The 21,105-nt window shown below is 45.1% G+C and carries 18 protein-coding genes; 6 read left to right on the forward strand and 12 right to left on the reverse strand.

All coding sequences use genetic code 11. From position 1 onward, the window contains the following. Positions 1–38: 38 nt before the first annotated feature. Both rnr and rlmB read left to right on the forward strand, forming a co-directional pair. On the forward strand, positions 39–2,528 hold the full coding sequence (gene rnr / locus GSF04_RS07365) for a ribonuclease R (RefSeq protein WP_193522313.1): 2,490 nt from the start codon (positions 39–41) through the stop codon (positions 2,526–2,528). Positions 2,529–2,550: 22 nt separating this feature from the next. Beyond that, on the forward strand, positions 2,551–3,291 hold the full coding sequence (rlmB, locus tag GSF04_RS07370; protein ID WP_010368698.1) for a 23S rRNA (guanosine(2251)-2'-O)-methyltransferase RlmB: 741 nt from the start codon (positions 2,551–2,553) through the stop codon (positions 3,289–3,291). A 244-nt stretch (positions 3,292–3,535) separates the two neighbouring features. On the opposite strand, the gene yjjG is transcribed toward rlmB, so the two are convergent. From yjjG to GSF04_RS07385, 3 genes are all read right to left on the reverse strand, one after another. Then, the gene (gene yjjG / locus GSF04_RS07375) at positions 3,536–4,213 is read right to left on the reverse strand and encodes a pyrimidine 5'-nucleotidase (protein ID WP_211859150.1); all 678 of its coding nucleotides are present in this window, start codon (positions 4,211–4,213) and stop codon (positions 3,536–3,538) included. After that, positions 4,213–4,746, reverse strand: coding sequence for an inosine/xanthosine triphosphatase (yjjX, locus tag GSF04_RS07380; RefSeq protein WP_010605825.1), 534 nt, complete (start codon positions 4,744–4,746; stop codon positions 4,213–4,215). Before yjjX ends, yjjG begins: the two co-directional genes overlap by 1 nt. Before the next feature lie 97 nt (positions 4,747–4,843). Further along, entirely contained in the window at positions 4,844–5,743 is a 900-nt protein-coding gene (locus tag GSF04_RS07385) for a phosphoribulokinase (RefSeq protein WP_010368692.1), read from the reverse strand. Positions 5,744–5,878: 135 nt separating this feature from the next. Here GSF04_RS07385 and GSF04_RS07390 point away from each other — a divergent pair, with 135 nt between their 5' ends. The 3 genes from GSF04_RS07390 (at position 5,879) to phnW (ending at position 9,158) form a co-directional block, all read left to right on the forward strand. Continuing rightward, complete coding sequence (locus GSF04_RS07390; RefSeq protein ID WP_211859151.1) at positions 5,879–6,763, forward strand: hypothetical protein; 885 nt, start codon at positions 5,879–5,881, stop codon at positions 6,761–6,763. Between the two features lie 60 nt (positions 6,764–6,823). Then, positions 6,824–7,840 (forward strand): UDP-glucose 4-epimerase GalE, encoded by a 1,017-nt coding sequence (galE, locus tag GSF04_RS07395; RefSeq protein WP_045987947.1) that lies wholly within the window; start codon positions 6,824–6,826, stop codon positions 7,838–7,840. 211 nt (positions 7,841–8,051) lie between these two features. Further along, positions 8,052–9,158 carry a 2-aminoethylphosphonate--pyruvate transaminase gene (phnW, locus tag GSF04_RS07400; protein WP_211859152.1) on the forward strand — a complete coding sequence of 369 codons (1,107 nt, stop codon included), beginning with the start codon at positions 8,052–8,054 and terminating at the stop codon, positions 9,156–9,158. Positions 9,159–9,510: 352 nt separating this feature from the next. Here phnW and GSF04_RS23500 read toward each other — a convergent pair whose 3' ends face one another. The 9 genes from GSF04_RS23500 to GSF04_RS07445 all read right to left on the reverse strand — a co-directional run bounded on the left by GSF04_RS23500 (position 9,511) and on the right by GSF04_RS07445 (position 19,624). Then, positions 9,511–9,963: a potassium channel family protein gene (locus tag GSF04_RS23500; protein ID WP_211859153.1), complete on the reverse strand. Its 453-nt coding sequence runs from the start codon at positions 9,961–9,963 to the stop codon at positions 9,511–9,513. Positions 9,964–9,985: 22 nt separating this feature from the next. Beyond that, complete coding sequence (locus tag GSF04_RS07410) at positions 9,986–10,654, reverse strand: hypothetical protein (RefSeq protein WP_211859154.1); 669 nt, start codon at positions 10,652–10,654, stop codon at positions 9,986–9,988. Positions 10,655–11,329: 675 nt separating this feature from the next. Continuing rightward, positions 11,330–11,695: a hypothetical protein gene (locus tag GSF04_RS07415; protein WP_211859155.1), complete on the reverse strand. Its 366-nt coding sequence runs from the start codon at positions 11,693–11,695 to the stop codon at positions 11,330–11,332. A 126-nt stretch (positions 11,696–11,821) separates the two neighbouring features. Further along, on the reverse strand, positions 11,822–12,514 hold the full coding sequence (locus GSF04_RS07420) for a UTRA domain-containing protein (RefSeq protein ID WP_211859156.1): 693 nt from the start codon (positions 12,512–12,514) through the stop codon (positions 11,822–11,824). Positions 12,515–12,606: 92 nt separating this feature from the next. Then, complete coding sequence (locus GSF04_RS07425; protein WP_211859157.1) at positions 12,607–13,155, reverse strand: HD domain-containing protein; 549 nt, start codon at positions 13,153–13,155, stop codon at positions 12,607–12,609. Beyond that, the gene (locus GSF04_RS07430) at positions 13,152–14,570 is read right to left on the reverse strand and encodes an FAD-dependent oxidoreductase (RefSeq protein WP_211859158.1); all 1,419 of its coding nucleotides are present in this window, start codon (positions 14,568–14,570) and stop codon (positions 13,152–13,154) included. The genes GSF04_RS07425 and GSF04_RS07430 overlap by 4 nt, the downstream gene beginning before the upstream one ends. After that, a complete protein-coding gene (phnX, locus tag GSF04_RS07435; protein ID WP_211859159.1) occupies positions 14,570–15,379 on the reverse strand; it encodes a phosphonoacetaldehyde hydrolase in 810 nt (269 codons plus the stop codon). Before phnX ends, GSF04_RS07430 begins: the two co-directional genes overlap by 1 nt. A 17-nt stretch (positions 15,380–15,396) precedes the next feature. Next, positions 15,397–16,743 (reverse strand): DUF5690 family protein, encoded by a 1,347-nt coding sequence (locus GSF04_RS07440; protein WP_249122452.1) that lies wholly within the window; start codon positions 16,741–16,743, stop codon positions 15,397–15,399. An 85-nt stretch (positions 16,744–16,828) separates the two neighbouring features. After that, positions 16,829–19,624, reverse strand: a complete 2,796-nt coding sequence (locus GSF04_RS07445; protein ID WP_211859160.1) for a TonB-dependent receptor — start codon at positions 19,622–19,624, stop codon at positions 16,829–16,831. A gap of 243 nt (positions 19,625–19,867) precedes the next feature. Here GSF04_RS07445 and GSF04_RS07450 point away from each other — a divergent pair, with 243 nt between their 5' ends. Next, positions 19,868–21,082: a cation:proton antiporter gene (locus GSF04_RS07450; RefSeq protein WP_211859161.1), complete on the forward strand. Its 1,215-nt coding sequence runs from the start codon at positions 19,868–19,870 to the stop codon at positions 21,080–21,082. Positions 21,083–21,105 lie beyond the last annotated feature (23 nt).

The raw sequence follows: 21,105 nt of genomic DNA on the forward strand, positions 1-21,105 counted from the left end.
GGTTAAAATAACAGCATAGCTTATTTAACAAGACAGTAATGCCAAAACAGGATCCCTATCTCGATAGAGAACAGCAAAAATACGACAATCCAGTACCTAGTCGCGAATTTATCTTAGAACACATTAAAAGCGCGGCCAAACCACCTTCTTTCTCTCAATTGTGTAACGATTTAAAAGTGCAAGACGAAGAACGTCAAATTGCGCTTAAACGCCGCTTGCGCGCAATGGAGCGAGACGGTCAACTGCACTTCAATAAATTTAAGTGTTACACCATTCCAAGTGATGATGGTCTAGTTAAAGGCCGCGTTGTTGGACACCGTGACGGCTTTGGCTTTTTAGAAGTCGAAGGCGAACCCAAAGATTGGTTTATCACTAAGTATCAAATGGAGCGCGTGCTGCATGGCGATTGGGTGTTAGCGAAGGCTGGCAGCCGAGGCTCAGGTGGTAAGGTGGAAGCGCGCATTGTGCGGGTACTTGAAAAAGAGCGTGCACCAGTCGTCGGTCGTTATTTTGTTGAGTTTGGCATGGCAGTCGTGGTGCCAGAAGACCCGCGCATTACTCAAGATATCATCATCGTACCTGGCCAAGAAAATGGTGCTCGCCATAATCAAATGGTGCAGGTAGAGATCACTCAAAGCCCTAGCAAACAAATGAATGCAATGGGTAAAGTACTTGAGGTGCTCGGCGATCATATGGCACCGGGTATGGAAATTGAGGTGGCACTTCGTAATCATGACATTCCTCATGAGTGGCCAAGTGAAGTAGAAGCACAAGTTGCAAATCTTGGTGAGTTTGTTGAAGAGTCAGCCAAACAAGGCCGAGTTGACCTGCGCGATTTACCGTTAGTGACCATTGACGGTGAAGACGCACGTGACTTTGATGACGCCGTATATTGCGAGCGTAAAAAGTCAGGAGGTTGGCGTTTATGGGTTGCTATTGCGGATGTATCTCATTATGTAGGTAAAGGCACTGCGCTTGACAAAGAAGCGATTGAGCGTGGTAACTCAGTGTATTTTCCTGAGCAAGTTGTGCCAATGCTACCTAAGGTACTCTCCAACGGCTTATGTTCATTAAATCCAAAGGTAGACCGCTTGTGTATGGTTGCGGAAATGACCGTGTCCGAAGCGGGTCGTTTGTCTGGCTACCGTTTTTACGAAGCCGTGATGAACTCTCATGCTCGTCTTACTTACACCAAAGTCCATGCGATTTTACAAGGTGACGAAAAGCTCAGAGCGGATTATCAGCCTCTTGTGCCTCATCTAACTGAGCTCCATAACATGTATATGGCGCTGAAGGCTGCAAGGCAGGAGCGTGGCGCGATTGAGTTTGAAACCCTAGAAACGCGCTTTGTGTTTAATGCTCATCGGAAGATTGACTCTATCGTGCCTGTGGTTCGTAACGACGCCCACAAGCTGATTGAAGAGTGCATGATCTTGGCTAATGTGTCAGCAGCAAAGCTGTTGGAAAAACACGAAGCCCATAGCTTGTACCGTGTTCATGATGAGCCAGACCCTGAAAGATTGAGCCAATTTAGGCAATTCTTGCAAGACTTGGGTATTGAAAGCCAATTACCTAACGATCCGTCACCAGAGGAGTTGACCCAAGCGCTTGAGTCATTGGGAGATCGCCCTGAAAAAGAATTGATCCAAACTATGTTACTGCGCTCAATGAAGCAAGCAGTATATCAGCCAGAAAATATTGGCCACTTTGGTTTGGCATTAAAAGCCTATGCACACTTTACCTCACCTATTCGCCGTTATCCGGATCTGGTGGTGCACCGCGCAATCAAAGGTATTTTACAGCAGCAACAACAGCCAGTAAGTGGCGCTTACATCTACAATGAAGATGAAGTGAAGCAACTGGGTGAGCAGTGCTCGATGACAGAGCGCCGCGCTGATGACGCCACTCGTGAAGTTGCTGATTGGCTTAAATGTGAATTTATGCAAGATCATGTTGGCGACGAGTTTACTGGTGTGATCTCATCGGTCACCAACTTTGGATTATTTGTGAGGTTAGACGACCTGCAGATCGACGGGATGATCCATGTTAGCAATTTAGGGCATGAGTACTTCCACTTTGATGGTGCAAAGCAATGTTTGATTGGCGAGCATAGTCGCACGGTGTTTAGACTCGGCGATAAACTTACCGTTGTGGTTGCTTCAGTTAGCTTGGATGATCGCCGCATCAACTTAGCTTTAGCTGAAGAAGGTCAGCAAGACAGGTATGCAAGGCGTCGAAAATCTCCAAAAAGCACAGCAAGTAGTGTTCGTGAGCAGCTAAAAACGGGTAAAATCCCGGGAGCTAAGCGCCGTGACGGTGAAGCGTCTGGTCGCGATAAAGATAATAAAGGCGATGACAAAGCCAAAAAGCGTAAAAGAACGACCCCTAAGGGTGAGCTCAAACAGGCGAAAAAGGCAGGCACGCTGAAGTCGAAGAAAAAATCGACGAGTAAAAAAGCCAAAGCGGCAAAGGGCAAAGCAAAACGCCCAGGTAAAAACGAAAGAAATCGTAGCAAAAAAGCGCAATAGATTATAAAGCGGGAGCTTTAACGTGAGTAACGAATTAATTTTTGGCTTTCATTCAATCGAAGCCATTTTGAATAACGCGCCGGAGCGCTTTTTAGAAATTTATGCACTAAAGGGACGTGAAGATCAGCGTTTAAATCAAGTCGTAAACGATGCCCGTAAGTTTGGTATTTCAGTGCAGTTTATGCAGCGCAAAGCGCTTGATAACAAAGCGAATGGTGAGCAACATCAGGGCATTATTGCCAATGTTAAAGCGGCGCGCGCATACAATGAAAAAGATCTTGATGAGATCATTCAAAGAGAAACCACACCATTTTTCTTGGTACTTGATGGGGTAACGGATCCTCATAACTTAGGTGCATGTCTACGTAGTGCTGATGCAGCAGGTGTACATGGTGTTATTGTACCAAAAGATAAGTCTGCAAAGCTAAACGGCACTGCAAGAAAAGTAGCGTGTGGTGCTGCAGAAACAGTTCCGCTTATCCAAGTAACCAATCTTGCTCGCACGTTGCGTGATATTAAAGAAGCCGGTGTGTGGGTTGTGGGTACGGCAGGTGAAACCGATACAGCTGTTTTTGATGCAAACCTGACTGGGCCTATGGCCATTGTGATGGGCGCCGAAGGCGATGGCATGCGCCGTTTAACTCGAGAGCATTGCGATGAACTGGTTAAGATCCCGATGGTAGGTAGCGTGTCTAGCTTAAATGTATCGGTTGCGACTGGTGTTTGTTTATTTGAAGTGTTAAGACAGCGCTCAGCACTTTAATCACTTGATAAGCGCCGGCTTTTGCGGCGCATCTTCAGCAGCTTTATCAACGTAAAGAGCTCGCAAGGTAAACTTGCTCCTACTCAGGTCTACCTTTGGTAGGAGCTGATTTGCTCGGCGAGCTTTTAATGATCCGCAAGGTAAATTTGCTTCCACTCAGGTCTATCTTTGGTAGGAGCCGATTTATTCGGCGAGCTTTTAAAACCCGCAAGGTCAGTTTACTCCCACACAATTGTACAGGGTATTACCCCATTAAAATCGCTTGCAACTCTTTAAGAGACTCTACGGTATAGGTTGGCTTGATATGGTCGGGGCAGACTTTGCCATCATGCTTTAACCAACAGCTGTCAATCCCAAAGCGGTTTGCGCCTAAAATGTCACTCGCTGGTGTGTCGCCAACCATTAATACTTTGGATTTGTCGGGATTCCCCAACAGCGCTAACGTATGCGCAAAAATACTCGGGTCTGGCTTGGCTTTACCTACCAACTCAGAGATCACCACTTCAGAAAAACGATCCACAAGGCCTGTATGTTCCAATCTTTTTTGCTGAAGCGCGGCAAATCCGTTGGTAATAATAGCCAAAGTACATTGGCCTTTCAGGCTGTCGAGCAAGGCTTTAGCTCCCGGTAACGGTTGGCAAATTTCAGCCATCGCTGCCAAGAATCCCGCGTTGAGTGTTTCTGGCGCGATATCGAGTTTTTCAGCCCAGCGACTAAAGCGCGTTACCTGAAGTGTTTTTGCGTCAATCTCACCATTTTGATACTGCACCCAAAGTGGCGCATTTAAGCCATTATATTCTTCGAAGTCCTCGTCAGTGAACACAACGTCATATTGAGTAAACAGCGTTTGTAATCCAAGTTTGGCATTAAAGCTAAATAAGGTTTCATCAGCATCAAATAAAATATGTGTGTAGTTCGGCATTATAAATACATCTCTGGGTGATTAAAGGGCGCCATTGCGAGCAATAAGGCTTGCGTGTAGCTACTCTCTCTGGTGGCAAGATGGTTGGTTAGCAAACCGATAGCACCGCCTTGTTGCTTGATATTAGTGGTATTGAACAGGTCATCCATTACATGCCCTAGCTCTTCACCTTGTTCAAGACGCGCGTAGACCGATGCCGGTAGCGGCAAATTACAACTACGACCGACACTCGTTCGACGGTTATCCGCAATGACGACATAAGCGAAAGTAGCTGCACCGTATTCAAATTTGGCAGCGCCTCCTTCCATGGCACAATAAAAATCGGCTTGATGATGTTGCTGTAAGTAAGTAACACGATTCTCTGCGCCTTCGCGGGTGGCTTGTTCACCTAAAGGCTGATCCGCAACGAGACTCGGCGCTGAGATACCCTGACAGTCAATTTTTGCATTGGGAAAGTACTGCGCAAAGATGGTTTTTGCAGCATTGATTTTTACTGGGTTTTTAGACCCCACTAAAATGGTAAGCACGTCCATATAACAACTACTCGTGATGCTTTAAAAGGCGTCAGTGTAAAGTGTGATATGGAGCGATGCAAGGAAGCTATTATTCCTAATCAAAACATAAGGCGTGTTAAATCGGTAAATCGACTGGAGCCATATTCTCAAGGGCGCGTTTCTTTACTAATAATTCTTTGATAAGTGGAGTCAGTACTAACTCCATTGCCAGCCCCATTTTCCCGCCCGGTACAACTAACGTGTTTACACGAGACATAAAGCTGCCTTCGATCATTTGTAAGTAGTAAGGGAAATTAACATCTTCGATGCCACGAAAGCGGATAACTACAAAGCTTTCGTCTAATGATGGTATGTCTTTAGCACTAAATGGGTTAGAAGTATCCACGGTGGGCACACGTTGAAAGTTAATATGCGTGCGAGAAAACTGCGGGGTAATGTGATTAATGTAGTCATCCATTGAGCGCACAATTGACGTCATGACCGCTTCTTTGGAGTGGCCGCGCTCATTGGTATCGCGAATGAGCTTTTGGATCCATTCAAGGTTGATGATAGGCACCATGCCAATCAATAAATCAACGTTGCTGGCCACATCATATTCGGGGGTCACGACACCACCGTGCAGCCCCTCATAAAACAGCATATCGGTGTTTTGTTCCAGTTCTTGATAAGGAGTAAAAGTGCCCGGTAGCTGATTAAATGGTACGGCATCGTCAAACGTGTGAAGGTAGCGACGGACTTTGCCATTGCCGGTTTCGCCATAGCTTTTGAACAGACTTTCTAATGCGCCGAAGTCATTAGCTTCTTCACCAAAGTAGCTAATGTGCTTACCTTCTTGCAGCGCTTCGCGACGCAATTTATCCATTTCAGGGCGAGTATAGCGATGAAAGCTATCGCCTTCGACATAGGCAGCTTTGGTATTAAGACTGCGGAATATGTGTTTTATCGCGCTTGTCGTTGTTGTAGTGCCTGCGCCTGAACTACCAGTAATGGCGATAATAGGGTGTTTGTCTGACATAAATCTGCCTTAGCTTTCATCATCCGTTAATTCGATGTTACGCGAAGCAAAGTTTTTGGCAAGCTTTGCTTGAGGGCAAGTGTTGGGTATCATAGCGGGGTGATATAACTACAATGAAAAATCAAAGGAACGTCCATGTCCATTTCAATGCGTGTGAAGCTCGCCGTTTGTCTATTCGCTTTCGCGTCCTGTTTACCGGCTTATTCAGCCATGCCCAAGAGCCAAATTTGGCTAGCTGAACTAGGTGAACATTTCAGTGCTAAACCAATTACCGAAAACACCGCATATTTTAATCAACCACTAGTGACTGATTCTGGGGTTTACTATACCGCGGAAGTAAGCGCTGATGGCAATAGCCAAACGGACCTGTTTTTTTACGACTTTCAAAGCCAAAACACAACCAACCTCACGCAATCCCCTGTCTCCGAATATTCACCCACACTGCATCCCAATGGGGAAGGGTTAACGACGATTGTGGTTGAGGGATCCGGTAAGCAAAAACTGTGGTTTTATCCGTTTGATAAGGCTACAAAACCAAGTCGTGTTTTTGAGCATATTGAACCTGTTGGATATCATGCTTGGGGGAGCAACCAAGATCTGATTATGTTTATTTTAGGTGCGACTGAAAGTGCTCCGCATACCTTACAGTACACAGATATTAACGGTCATTTACCACAAATTCTTGCCGAAGATATTGGTCGAACTTTGTCTTACAACCGTGCGCGTGACGTGTTTGCTTTTACTTATCAAGTCAATGGCTTGATGTGGTTCGCAACCTACCACAGAGAGAGCGATCATATTCAGCGATTTTTTGCTCTTCCCAGTCAAGTGCAAGATTATACTTGGTTGGATGATAACAAAGTGGCATATGCACTAGATAATAAAATTTATTACCGGGATTTAAATGCGCCTAAAAAAGTCCACTTATTAAGAAACTTAAGAAGTTACTGTCAGACTTCGATCTCTCGCTTGAGCTTTTTTGATAACAAGCTGGCATTTGTATGCCACAGCGAAGATTGATAGCGATACATTAAATTGCATGTTAAATGCAATGCATAGACAACAACCATAGGAATAGATATGACGATTCTCGTAACAGGTGGTGCAGGCTATATTGGCTCTCACACTGTATTAGAGCTGCTACAGCAAGGCAAAAAGGTAGTGGTCGTAGATAATCTAAGCAATTCTCAGCAGACTTCATTACATAGAGTTGCTGAGATAGTAGGAAAGGAAGCTGCATTTCATCAAGGTGATATTCTTGATAAGGCATTTCTTGATAGTGTATTTGCGCAATATGATATTGAAGAAGTGATCCACTTTGCAGGTTTAAAAGCCGTAGGAGAGTCGGTTCAAAAGCCAATCGAGTATTATCAAAACAACGTCCAAGGTACGTTGACGCTCCTTGATGCAATGCGTGACGCCAATGTATTTAAGCTAGTTTTTAGCTCGTCAGCGACGGTATATGGAGATCCTGCCAGCCTTCCTATTCGTGAAGATTTCCCAGTTGGTGGCACAACCAATCCTTATGGTACGTCAAAGCTGATGGTTGAAATGGTACTTCAGGATGTCGCTAAATCAGACCCGCGTTGGGCCTTTGCTATTTTGCGTTACTTTAATCCGGTTGGCGCACACGAGTCGGGGCTAATTGGTGAAGACCCAAATGGTATTCCCAATAACTTACTGCCTTATATCTCACAGGTTGCTGTTGGTAAACTGGCGAGTCTAGGCGTCTTTGGCGACGACTATGACACTAAAGATGGTACGGGCGTGAGAGATTACATTCACGTGGTTGACCTTGCTATTGGCCATTTAAAAGCACTTGAGAAAATCGCAGTAGCAGCAGGCACACATATCTATAACTTAGGTACTGGCAATGGCTACTCGGTACTTGAGATGGTTACCGCGTTTGAGAAGGCAGCGGGCAAAGCTATACCGTATGACATTAAACCGCGTCGCGATGGCGACATTGCCGCTTGTTACGCTGCGCCTGAAAAAGCCAAATCTGAATTAGGCTGGCATGCAGAGCGTGGTCTGGATGCCATGATGCAAGATACATGGCGCTGGCAAAGCAATAATCCAAATGGGTATAAATATTAACTAACTTCTTATCCTGAATTCAGGTTAAATAACCTAAACTCAGGATAACAACCAGAGCCTCTGTTGCTTCTCTTCGCCTTTGCCATTTAGGGTAAAGGCGAGCTTTCATTGAACATCATTACTACATCAATCTTAGTTTCATAAAAATGTCATGCCGTTGTCACCTAAACTCGGTTAAATGATCTGGTATAGACCAGTTTAGAGGCAAGTTATGAACAACGATTATTTACTCCTGACACCAGGCCCACTTAGTACCTCTCACACCGTGAAAGAAGCCATGTTGAAAGACTGGTGCACTTGGGATGACGAATATAACCAAGGTGTAGTGCAAGTTATTCGCAAGCAGCTTTGTGAAATTGCAGTTGCAGATCCGCAGTATCGCAGTGACTACAGTGCAACCTTAATGCAGGGCAGTGGTACAGCAAGTGTAGAGGCGGCTATTGGAACTTTTATTCCTAAGTCTGGCACTTTACTGGTTATCAATAATGGTGCTTATGGTGCGCGTATCATTGAGATAGCCAATTATCTAAATATTAATGTAATAGCGCTCAACTTTGTTGAAACCGAATTGCCACAACTGGAGCAGATCTCACAAGCGCTTGAGCAACACCCTGAGATCACCCACGTAGCAATGGTACACTGCGAAACCACAACGGGGATGCTGAACCCGGCTAAGCGCGTAGCGGAGCTTACGAAACATCACAATAAAGTAATGATCCTTGATGCCATGAGCAGTTTTGGCGGCATTGAGATGGATATGCATGAGTGGCAAATTGATATCCTCATTAGCTCAGCAAATAAGTGTATTCAAGGTGTTCCAGGTTTTGGCTTTGTGATTGCAAAAACGGCGCTGCTGGTTGCCTCTGAAGGACAAGCACGTTCACTCTCGCTGGATCTTCACGCCCAGTGGAAAACCATGGAAAACCATCACGGTAAATGGCGTTTTACCTCGCCAACGCATGTTGTCAGAGCTTTTGCCAAGGCACTGGAAGAATTGGCGCAAGAGGGAGGCGTTTCTGCGCGATTTAAGCGTTACAGCGAAAATCAAAAACAACTCGTTAGCGGTATGAAAGCCCTTGGTTTTGAAGCCTTGTTACCAGAAGTCATGCACTCACCTATTATCACTTCTTTTTATTCACCAAGTGACGAAAGCTATGAGTTTAAGCGCTTTTATGAAGCATTGAAGCAAAAAGGATATGTGATTTACCCCGGCAAAGTATCAAACGCAGATTGCTTTAGGATCGGTAATATTGGCGAAGTGTATGCCTCAGATATTAGCGGGCTACTTAAAGCTATCGCACAAGCAAAATACTGGTAAACCATCAGAGTAGGAGCCGCTTTACGCGGCGATGGCTATTACTAAAGCAAAATACTGGTAAACCGTTAGGGTAGGAGACGCTTTACGCGGCGATGGGTAAAAAGGGGGTTACACCCCTTTAGCTAAATAAATGAATAGCGAATCTTCAATTGTGTTAACGATGGCCTAATCTGAGCTGTCACCTTCCCATAAAATGATTCTGCACTCATTAAAGCTGGAGGCAAACTAAGAAAAGTCACGTTATACCAAATCACAGATCATCGCTGTGCTAACAGAAGCTGGGAAGTCTCTGGTGTATGTAATAAACACCGCGTAAGCAATGGTACGTATTCCAATATATTAAGAGCACACATTAGCTTTTGGTAGTGCTATTTGAATATGTAATCCAATGAAGAAAAATAGATATCAAAATTCCGGAATACAAATACCCAAAAACTGCCTCTATCGCTGCATAAAAACGACTATCAGCAGTGGGTGTAAAGTCACCAAACCCAAGAGTTGTCCATGTTACAGTACTAAAGTAAATACAGTCTAAAAATGTCCATTTGTATACTTCTCCTTGATAGTTGATTCCTAGAGAGTGGTAAATACAGGCAAACCACATTATAGTCGTCACCATAGCCACAGAAAGATAGTATAAAACACCACCTTGTTTTTTTACTTTAAAAAAAGTATGTACACAGGTAACTATCAACAAGCCTTGAACAACTACTACGTACTCAAACTTTTCAAACAACATAAGTAGGTAGTTTATAGGGATGGTAGAAAGCCAAGCAATATCTACAATATATTTTTTCATTCGCATTATTCCATAATGGTTTTAAATTTTAACTGTCTGCATCATTTACTTGCTTTAAACGGCAACCAAGTTCGCGAATAAAACCTATGAGAAACTCCTCAATGATTACTTTATTAGCTCTTTCCATGAAAGGTTTAATCGAGTTTTCACTCAACATACCACCTAAGTCTTGAGCTAAAAATTTGACAGGTTCGTTTGTTAATATACAACTGTCTATCCTTGGTAGCCTGCGATGTTTTGTGATGTTAACCAAGTCTTTTAACTCATTGAATATATCACTTTGCTTAAGAGCATCTAACTTTTCCGTTAAATCTTTTGATATAGAATCTTTTAAATATGCTTTAGCTTTTCTCCATTCTACTTTCTCCTTAAAATCAAGATCTTTACTCAATAGATATATGATTAGAGGTAAACTATCTATTAAAGCATGCAATGCCCTAAAAAATGCAAAGCAGTTCGCTTCAAATGCACACCTATAATATTCGGGGTGTTGAATATCAACCCTCTTGGGTAATATGCCAAACATTGCTTCTCTGTGCATTTTGGTAGCATTATTAAACTCCTGATAATGATACCAGCAATGATCCATATGCCTTTTGACACTAGCTAAAGCAATGCTGAGCTCTTGATATTGTTCCGTATCCTTTTCGACTAAAGCCAATATATCATTGATATTAAATGATTCGTTCTCTCTCACTGGCGCTATTCCAATTAAACATTGCTAAATTTGACAGCTCCGAACTGAAAGGTGTCTACTTCTAGCGCTTTAGTTCGCAAGCTTTCAGCAGTTTTTCTTTCGCTCGTTGCTGAGTCTGTTTATTTTTATCAAGATTGCTTTGCCCTATAGGCTCTACAGGGTCTCCAAACTTATCTTCCTCACACTGTATTGTTGGTAGCTGTTGGCTGAGGTAATAATCTTTGTTATAGACAGATACTATTTTTCTAGCTCGACGACCTATTTTAGATTCTAACTCGGCTATTAATTCTCTTTTAACGAAACGATTATCTAATAATAAGCACCTTATAGGTTGTACAGAGGAGTTGAACTCTGCACGTCTAACAATTCCAAGTTTAAGCCAGTGACCTAGCAAAAGCCCGGAAAGAAACTATATTAACGAGAATGGGCGTAATATCCAGTAGCACTTGTATCATGTAGTTTTTTCTCCGAGTGCAGGTACTGACTTATACAAATTATTCAATGAAGCCGTTAACTTTTGTGGAACCGGTATTGTGTATGTCACTTCATTGCTGACAAGGCTTATTGCCATTTCTATCACTTCATATGTAACACTAGTATCAAAAACCAGAAGTATTGGATTTATGAATAGTCGGATAGTGAAAAGAAAAAGCCCACAGTAGCGGACTTAGCTGATTATCTGCACGCAGCAGCCTGTAAGCCACTTACATCAACACCAAACTCTAACTGATATAAATGCACAGCCTTTTGCCATGTTTCTTGATTATCTTCGTCTGGGATATGGTGCAAAAATGCGCCAAAGAGGTTTTCACAGTCATTGTGATACGCGAGTGTATCGGTGATATGCTCATGCCATACCTCATCGGCCAGTTGCGGCGGTGTGATTGGCGTATTTGGATATTTTGACTTTAACACAAGAAATTGTCTGTACAGTACTTCCGCTTGTAAACAATCAGCTTCTGTCATACCTGTTGCGGTTTTGAGTCTATGTGTTATCCGGTTCAGATCTAGTCCTTTAAGTCGCTCATTAAAATTAGCCATCTTGATGTTCCTTGCAGTTGTCAAATGTGGGAGTACCAAATTTAAACTTAGCGCTATTTCTAAAATAGGACAACCGCAGTTATAGGAAAGGTTGTCGTGCTAAAGCACGACCTACGGGTATAAGGGTTATACGCCTTCAACAATCATTTCTATGGCGTCATGGAGCCAATATTCAATATTGTAATCCACCAATGCTTGCTCGGCGTCATAGCGGGCGCGCAGTACCTTTAAACAAGGTGCGCCGTTGTTCTTTTCTAATTTGTCGGCAACATCATCGGGTAGTACGGTAACGCTTATTACACATTGTTCAAAGCTGACATCAACTTGGTAGTGAGTTGACATCACTTCCGTGATAGAACCATCCAGCGGTTGGTTGTGCAAGTCGGCAAAACGTTCGGCTGCACAATAGATCTGCTCCATCATCATTGCGCGACTATCTAACGCGCGTACTCGGGTTAATTCATACACCGGCTGGCCGTTAAAATGAGAGTGGCTAAACTCAGGCTCTGTGGAAGGGGCATTAATTGCCACTACTTGAGTTGTTGGTGTAAAGCCTTGTTCAATGGCAAGGTGGTTAAAGTTCACTTTTTTAGCTGGATGCCATTTGAGTTTTTCTGGCGTGACAAACCAGCCGCGACGCTTTTGGCTAAAGATAAGCCCTTCGGCTTCTAGTCGTGCTAGGGCTTCACGGACGGTGATCCGTGTTGAGCTAAATGTTTCTTGCAGCGCACGCTCTGAAGGCAATTTGGCACCGGGCGTCATGCTGCCAGCGGCTAGCAGCGCTTGGATATGGTTTCGAATACGTTGATAAAGCAGCATAATTGAGTCGATAAAACCTTTTGTGACAAGCTTACTATCGTTTTATGACAGGATAAATATTTATAATTTGAGACTTGTAAACTCAGATTGGCCTAACTCGCTAAATAGGCTTCTATTTGGCTAAACCAATAGCTACTCGGCAAAACGGCTAAACTCGGATCTTTCCCTAAATCATCAAAACGACGCAGCGCGATAATAGCGTCCAATTCAGGCAGCTTGGAGAATGCCGCAAGCTCTTCGGGGCTCATCTTTCCGCCTTGTCTTGTTAGCGTTAATTGGCTGGCAGGAGAGAGCGTTTGGTAATACTCCTCATCCATACTCACCAGATAGCGTTTCGCATCTACGTGTTTGCGCACCAGTATTGTCACCGCGCGGTCAAAGCCAAGCTGGGTTAAATGATCCGCCCCTAAATCGCCATGATTGCTATATCCCTGCGGGGTAAAGTCAGGGTTATGCTGAGACTGAGCAACAAAATGGCCAATATCATGTAAAAATGCAGCGATTTGGGTCGCTTGATCATAACCATTTTCTTTCGCGAGGGTAGCGCATTGCTCGGCATGGTAAATTTGGCTACATGCCTCGTCATAGGTGGCGTGACCATATTGCTCGAATAGCTGTTTTATTTGTGCGATGGCATTCACTTTATATACTCCTGCTTCACGTTCGGATCTAATTTTGCTGCGCTGCCACTAAGCTTGCTTAGCCAAACATCGAGTTTATGCGGCGGCGTGTTGTTATCCTCAGCGCTTTCTTTACGGCGAATGGCATTTCTCACCATTAAGGCCCCCGCGGTGCGAAATGGCTCGACGGGAAACTGTTTAAGCGTTTGGTTGACTAAAGCGCAGTGACGCCAGTCGTTATGTTGATTAAGCAGAAGACTTGCTAAGATTTGTCCACCTAAATAGGATTGCACCACGCCGTTACCCGAGTAACCACTGCCATAAAACACATTAGCTTGACCATTTAAGTGACCAAAGAAAGGCATGCCAGAGACACTTCGGTCTGAGGGGCCGGTCCAAGTTCTGTCTATCTCGAGCTGGTGAGAGGCAAAGAAATGGCTCAATGAGCGTTCAAGAATGGCTTGATAACGGCTGGCGCGGTGAAAGGTGTCTCTCACTTGGTTATTGAAACTAAAATAATTTCCGCCTTTGCCAAGCATTAATCGACCGCTTGAAGTGGTGCGGTAGTAATTCACAAAAATACGTGCATCAATCACCGGAGCGCCGTGGTCCAGTCTCATTGCCGCAAGCTTTTCAGGTGCTGGTGTGGTGATCGCCATATCGCTCGAAACCAACACCACGCTGCGAGAAAACTGCGGCAATAAGCTTGGCAGCCAAGCGTTAACGGCAAATACCAGCTGATTGGCTCTGATCTCGCCTTTGTCTGTGGTAATGGTTAGTGTGTCTTGGCCTAGGTGCTTTAGGTAGCGGGTGTGTTCAAATACCTTGACCCCAAGGACTTTTGCCACCTTCATCAGTCCACGTACAAGCTTGGCGGGTTGAACACTACCGGCATGGGGGGAGTAAATTCCAGCAAGGTTGGCATTAGAGCCGGTTGCTTGCAACTGCGCTTTATCCAGAATTTGCCACGCATTAAGCTGGTGTTGCTCGAGTAGGGTGGTAATGGGGCCAAAGGCATTACGCTGGCTGTGATTAGAAGCCGTGTAGTAAGTACCATCAACGCGGCAATCACATTCAATCCCGTGTTTACTGGTAAAGGCCTTAATGTCATGAACGGCCTGCTCCGACTGGCGCACTAAAAAGCAGGCTTGTTCTAAGCCAAACTCTTTAATTAAACTGGCAAACTTAGTCGACCATGTCAGCATGGCACCGCCATTTCGACCCGAAGCACCTTGTCCACAGAGGTCTTTTTCAATAATGGCGATATTTAGCTCAGGTTTTTGCTTTTTCAGCGTTATGGCTGTCCAAAGGCCAGTAAAGCCGCCACCTATGATACAAACTTGGGTATCCAACGCGCCATGAGGTGGCGCGCTTGCTGCGGCTTCAATATCGGCTTGAGTGATTGCTTCATCAAACCAAAAAGGCTGAAAACGCATTACGGGCGCTCTCCACGGGCGATACGAGCAGAAATATCCACCAAAACCATTTCGATATCAGCCAGTGAATCAATCACATAGTGCGCACCAGCCTCGCCAAGCTGCTGATAAGCATTAAGGGAATGTGCACTTTGCTCTTCGTGACCGAGCGCCGTCCATTCTTCTTCGCTAAGCCCCACCGCATTACCCGTTAAAGCAAGTCCTACGGTCCACATGCCGGCATTTAATCCCTCGCTTATTCCCGGCGCGGAGTCATCGACTTTTACGCACCCAGACACGCGATTAATCCCAAGTCGTTGTACGTTTTCTAACGCCATCCAGGGGCCTGGGCGAGAGCCAGCTGCACATTCATCACTGGCAACCACACAATCTGGCTGATAACCATAGTCGGCAGCGGCAGGCACTAGTACGTCCATCACAGGTTTGGGATACCCAGAACAACTGCCAATCTTAACGCCTTGTTGTTGCAAACGTTTGATCACCGCAAGCACGCCCGGAATGGGGGCAGCTCGGTCGGCGACTTTTGCTTGTTGGAGCGGCATAAAGGTTTGATAAATATGGTCAACATCTGCCGTACTCGGTGCCTGACCAAATTGCGTTATCCAGCGGGTGCGGACGCTGTCCATTTGTAGCAAGGTATTAATGTGATCCCATTTACCCATTCCCATCGGACCGCGCGCTTCAGCTAAGGAAATATCAAATTGATATGCTTGCTTAAATGCTTCAACAAAAATACTGGTAGGGGCAATCGAACCATAGTCGACCACAGTACCAGCCCAATCCAAAATTAACGCTTCAATGTGTTTCATGTTGTTATGACTCCTAGCTAGGAAATATGTGATGAAAGTGCCGTGGCGCGTACTTGCGTTGACGCCTTACGTGGTCGCTTTAATTTCACGGCAAAATAAATAATTGAACTCACTACGAGGGCGCTTGCGATAAACGCTACCCAATAGCAAGCCATGGTAAAGAAGTGCAGCCAGCTGAGCTCAGGTGTGGCAAAAGTTTTATAGAGCAAAATGCCCACTGAACCGATGTAGCCCGCCGAATCCGCCAGATAAATCAAAAACCCTGCGTTCGCAGTCGAGCCAACTGCTGAGATCATGCGGTCAAACATAAAGCAGTTATAGGGGATATAACTGATATAAAGACCAGCCCCGAGCAGTACCATCCAAGTTTTAGGATCGAGACTTTGGGTTTGGTATAAATAGGTGCTGCCAGCCAGCAGTGAAGCCCCGAGTAAGACAAAGCCATGGTTGGCAAAAAATGCGATGCGGTTATTTTTAATTAACACCAAAGCGGCAAGGGCAATGAGCACGATAAAGGCGATGCGGATCCCGGCATAAGCAAAAATCGCGGGTTCTTGCCCATACCCTAAGGCCTGCCAGATCTCGGCTGAAAAGTTATCTCTAAAGTCACGAAAGCCGGTAAAGAGTAAAAAGCTAAGCACCAGTACGGTTATTCCAAACCAATACTGTTTAAAAAACGCCAGCCGGGCTTTGCCATCCATTGGCGCGCGCTTTTGTCGTAATTGTTCATCCTCTTGTGTAGGTTCAGGAATGCTATTAAGACAAGCAACGCTGAGTACAAGCAGCGGCAGAAAAATCGCTCCGGTTGCCGCTGGCATCCACAGTTCAGGCACATTGAGTTCGCTCACCAGCCATTTGCCCACAGTTCTGACTAATCCAGAGGCAAGAATAAAAGTCACGCTGAGTACCGCGCCTAAGATTTCGGTGGTTTTGCGACCTTCTAAAAAGCTAAAAACCAGCCCCCAGATCATGCCAAGGGATAGGCCATTGGCAAACAGCCAAACCAGATTCCAGCCCGTAGGAGTAATGGCAAATAGCACCAGTGCGAGCTCGGCGGCTAAAATCATGGCCAAAATCGCACGACCGCGATAATGATGCTGCATTTCAGCAATCACTTTAACGCCGATAAATTTCGCGCATAGGTAGCCAAACACTTGCGAAAGGATCAAGGCAATTTTAAAGCTAACAACCCAGCTTGGGTCATCAAAGGCTTCATAGGTATTGACCGAAAATGGCTTACGAAAGGCGTACATACAAAAGTAAGTCATAAACGCACTAGTCGCGGCAAATAGCACAAAGCCGATACCTTGGGCGTCTTTTAGCCAGCGCGGGCGGGCGTTAAATAGCGTGATCTGCAACATCATAGGATCCTCGGTAATTCGAGGGCAATCCTTTGTGGATTGCCCGTCAACCGGTGTATACCAATCGGCTTAATCAAGTGAATTGGTATTAAAATTGGTAGTTAATGCCGACCATGCCGCGGATACCATAGTATTCCACCTGTAATGGACGACCCTGCTCACCTTGGTAGTACTGCAATGCTTCATTGGTGAGGTTACTCAGCTCTAGGTAAACTAACGTTTGTTCGTTAAGTTGGTATGACGTTGTAAAGTCGACGCTGGTATTGGCGCCATAGTAGCTATCCGATTGGCTATCGCCGCCGTGCTCTTCGATATAAGCACCTTTATGATTAAGCGCTATTCGAGCTGCAAAACGGGTGTCGTCGTAATACAGCGTAAAGTTGTAAAGCTCATTGGCCTGACGTGGAATGGCTACTTTTTCTGTGCGCTCTGGGATCTGCATTTCAGAATCCATAAAGGTCGCATTGGTCATTACCCCAAAGTTGCTCAAACTGTCAGAAATAAAACCAAGGTCGCGGTTAAACGCCAGTTCAATGCCCGCAAGCCAAGCGCTATCGCCGTTTTCAGGACGGATGATGGTCACGCCTTGCTTGTTGTTGTAATTGCCAACGCTGGTGGCTTGGAAGATAGGGTCTTGGATATCTTTGTAGAATACCCCCGCAGAGACCAAACCAACGCGGTCAAAATAATGTTCCACCATCAAGTCGAGATTATTTGAGTACGTAGGGTCGAGCGCTGGATTGCCTGAGTTAAGCTGGTTGTCTTGCTCAAGGTAAGTTGCGCCTGGTGTTAATGAACCAAAATCAGGACGGGCAAAGGTGCGAGTTAGTGCGAGGCGATAATTGGTATCGTCATTGGCACGATAGGTAACATGTAGTGCAGGTAAAATTGACCAATAATCATTGCTGCTGGTGGTATCAACAACTTTGTCTTCGTCGGCTAAATAAGTGTAACCAGACACTTCGGTATCGGTGCGGGTAACGCGTAAGCCGCCTAATACTTCCCAGTTGTCACTAGCTTGGTAAGTTGCCATACCGTAGAGCGAGGTGTGGGTTTCTTCAACATCAAAGTTTCTGCCCAGTGCTCCACCGTTGCTGATGAGTGCTGATTCACCCGTATCTAGCTTGAACTTATTGCGATTTTGCGTCCAAAACTGAGCAAGAGCATCGGTGGAAGCCACTTGTGATAGCTGCGTGCGATAATCAAACTTGGCTTCGCTTAAGTAATCGCTGCGACCGGGTTGATCGCTTAGAGCAAAGCCTGCAAGCGTTGGCGCGGCGCCATATTGTTCGCTGTCCCAAGCGTAAAACTCATCGGCAAAGTCAGCTTTACGGACTTTGTCACGGTATTTCGCCCCAAACTTAACGGCTAGCTGGTTATTGTATTGCCAGTCAAAGTCGGCATTGGCCACCAGTCTATCTTTTTCGTTGACGTAGACCTTGTATAGCTCAACCCAAGACAATCCCATTTTGCTTGGATCGAGTGTAAAGCCCGAAGGGAAGTGATTACTTATGGCGTTCCAAGGATCGCTGCCGCCATCTACTTGGTTGTAAGCATAATTTTTACCGGTATCGCGGTCTTCAAGTCCAACATATCCCACCTCTTTTTGATCAAAACGGGCGACAAAATAGCTATTGTCTTCACTGTTGGGTTTGTCGCCATAGCGAAACTCATTTTCGTACGTGGCTACTTGCCAAGAAAGCGTCTTATCAAAGCCAAAGTCATGTTCACCTGCAATTTCAAAGCCTTGCATTTCGGTGATGAGTTCGTTGCGAATATGCTGCAGCTCAGCACGGTCTTTATCAAAACGCAGTCTGTGCTTATAGTGGGTTTCATCATCAATCAGTGTGCCATACAGCGCGCTGGCGCTCAGCGTGCCGTTTTCAAGTTGATATTCCAGCGAGCCATTTAAGCCGTAAGTTTCACGGGTTCCCGTATAATCACGCAGCTCTAAACGGTAAATGCCTAAGCCATCGTTACCTCGGCGCGGCTCATAGTTATCGGTTGCCCAATCACGTTGCCAAGCTGTGGCGTTAATGATAAAACCTAGCTTGTCGTCGAGTAGACGATCGCCGTACACCACATTGGCAGAATAGTTTGTGCCATCGGCCAGTTCATTTTGGCCCACAGCGAAGTTGGTTTTGAGGATAAAATCATCAGCGCCTTTTTTGGTCACGAAATTAACATTACCGCCAATCGCATCGCCTTCCATGTCAGGGGTGATAGCCTTAGACACTTCCACAAATTCAATCAATTCGCTTGGAAAAAAGTCGAACGCAGTAGCGCGGCTGGTGGTTTCCTCTTCAGCGGTTGGAAGGCGGTTACCGTTGATGCTGGCCGAACTCCATTGTGACGGTAAACCGCGCACTGCAACAAAACGGCCTTCACCTTGGTCACGCTCTATCGACACACCTGGAATACGTTGCACCGCTTCAGCGGCATTTCTATCTGGTAACTTACCAATCCCATCGGCAGAAATGATACTTTTGATATTACTGGCATTTTTTTGGTTATTTGCTGCGGCCATTGCGCCACGGAAGATTTGCCCAACCGTGACTACTTCTTCCATCGCTTGTTGGTGGTTTAATAAGATTGGAGACAAGGTAGTGACTTTGCCATCAGTTACTTCAACTTGAAGTTCAGTTTCCTGATAACCCATATATTTCACGACTAAGGTGTAGCGACCGGCATCTAGTTTTGGCAGTTCAAAGCGACCACGATAATCAGATACAGTGGATACATCTTGGCCTTTTACTGAGATAACAGCGCCAGACAGATTACTTTGTGGGTCTTTTACAACACCAACAAGTTTACCTGTCGCAGCATATAAGCTGGGACTGGTGGCGAGTAACACGGCAGCAGCGATTTGGGTTAGTTTTTTCATTGCTCTTTTCTCAAAAGTTTGGGTTAAGTTTTCTGGTCTAGTCCAGTTTGTTGCAGATAGAGTAATGACGGTTTTTTACATTCCGATGACACAAAGGTGAAAAATTAACTAGCGCCTACTGCTCTTTGTTGTTTGATTCGCTTTAAATGAGATAGGAGGATGTTGTTAGATGTTTGGCTTAACTGAATAAGATTTGTCATACTCGCGTTATCAGCAGCAGGTTTTCAGTAAAGGAATGGCAACGTGATTTATGCTTTGATTGCGGCGATTGGACTTTCTCTTTTTATCTATAGCATCACAGCTCGACAACTAGATAGGGCGGAGCTCACCGCACCTATGTGGTTTGTGCTAACGGGCGGGGCGATAGGCTTTGTGCTTGGTAATATTGAAGGAGGGCAACAAGCTTTAGCGGTAGATATTAATGGCCTACAGACTTGGTTGCCGATTATTGAGCTGACGCTTGCGATTTATTTATTTTCCGATGCTGCAAAAACGCGATTACGGGTGTTATCTCACAGCTTTCAGTTACCGGTTAAATTATTACTCGGGCTGCCATTAACCATGGTATTTGGCGCGTGGGTGGCCCATGAGCTATTTCAGTTATCGTGGTTGGCTTGCTTTTTAATTGCGGTGATCATCACTCCAACCGATGCCACTTTATGCAAAACCTTCATTCAGGATAAGTCCGTGCCCACGAGATTGCGTGAGGCAATTAATGTGGAAAGTGGCTTGAATGATGGCCTGTGTATTCCGGTATTTCTGTTTTTACTGGGAGTATTAGCTGAGCGAATGCAAGCGACAACTGAATCATTTGCTTGGATTTTTATACGTGAAGTGGGGATTGCACTCGTTGTCGCGGGGTTACTGACTGGGGTGATCATTTGGTTACTTAAACGCGCCTATCAACATCATTACTTTGCGTCTAAAACCAGCCCTTTTCTCTTTGTTGGCATCGCTTTTTTAGTTTTTTCGGTAACCCAAGCTCTGCATGGCAGCGGTTTTATAGCTGCATTTGTCAGCGGTTTGCTGTTTGATAAATATTATCGTGATGAGTTTAAAGATCAGCTTATCGAAGAAGGGGAGCATCTCGCCGAATTTGCGGCTTTTATGATCTGGATAGTATTTGGTTTGTCGGCAAGTGTAGTGTTGTTAAATGTTACCCAATGGCAGGTTTGGGTGTACGCAGTGTTAGCAACCGCCATGTTTAGATTGATCCCGGTATTCCTCTGCTTGTTAGGTGGTGAACTGACAACCAAAGAGCGCTTTACGTTAGCTTGGTTTGGCCCCAAGGGATTGGCTTCGGTGGTGCTCACCTTAATGCTACTCAGCGAAGAGTTGCCAAATGGTTTGCAAATTACTCAAGTGGCAATGGCAACGGTGCTGCTCAGCATTTTTGTGTTTGGATTATCTAGTCGACCTATTTCTAAATTATTTACCGGTGCTTCTGGTCGAGAGTGATTACTCTAAATCACAACTGGAGT

It is taken from the genome of Pseudoalteromonas sp. A22, assembly GCF_018141345.1.
In the GTDB taxonomy this organism is placed as follows: Bacteria; Pseudomonadota; Gammaproteobacteria; order Enterobacterales; family Alteromonadaceae; genus Pseudoalteromonas; species Pseudoalteromonas maricaloris.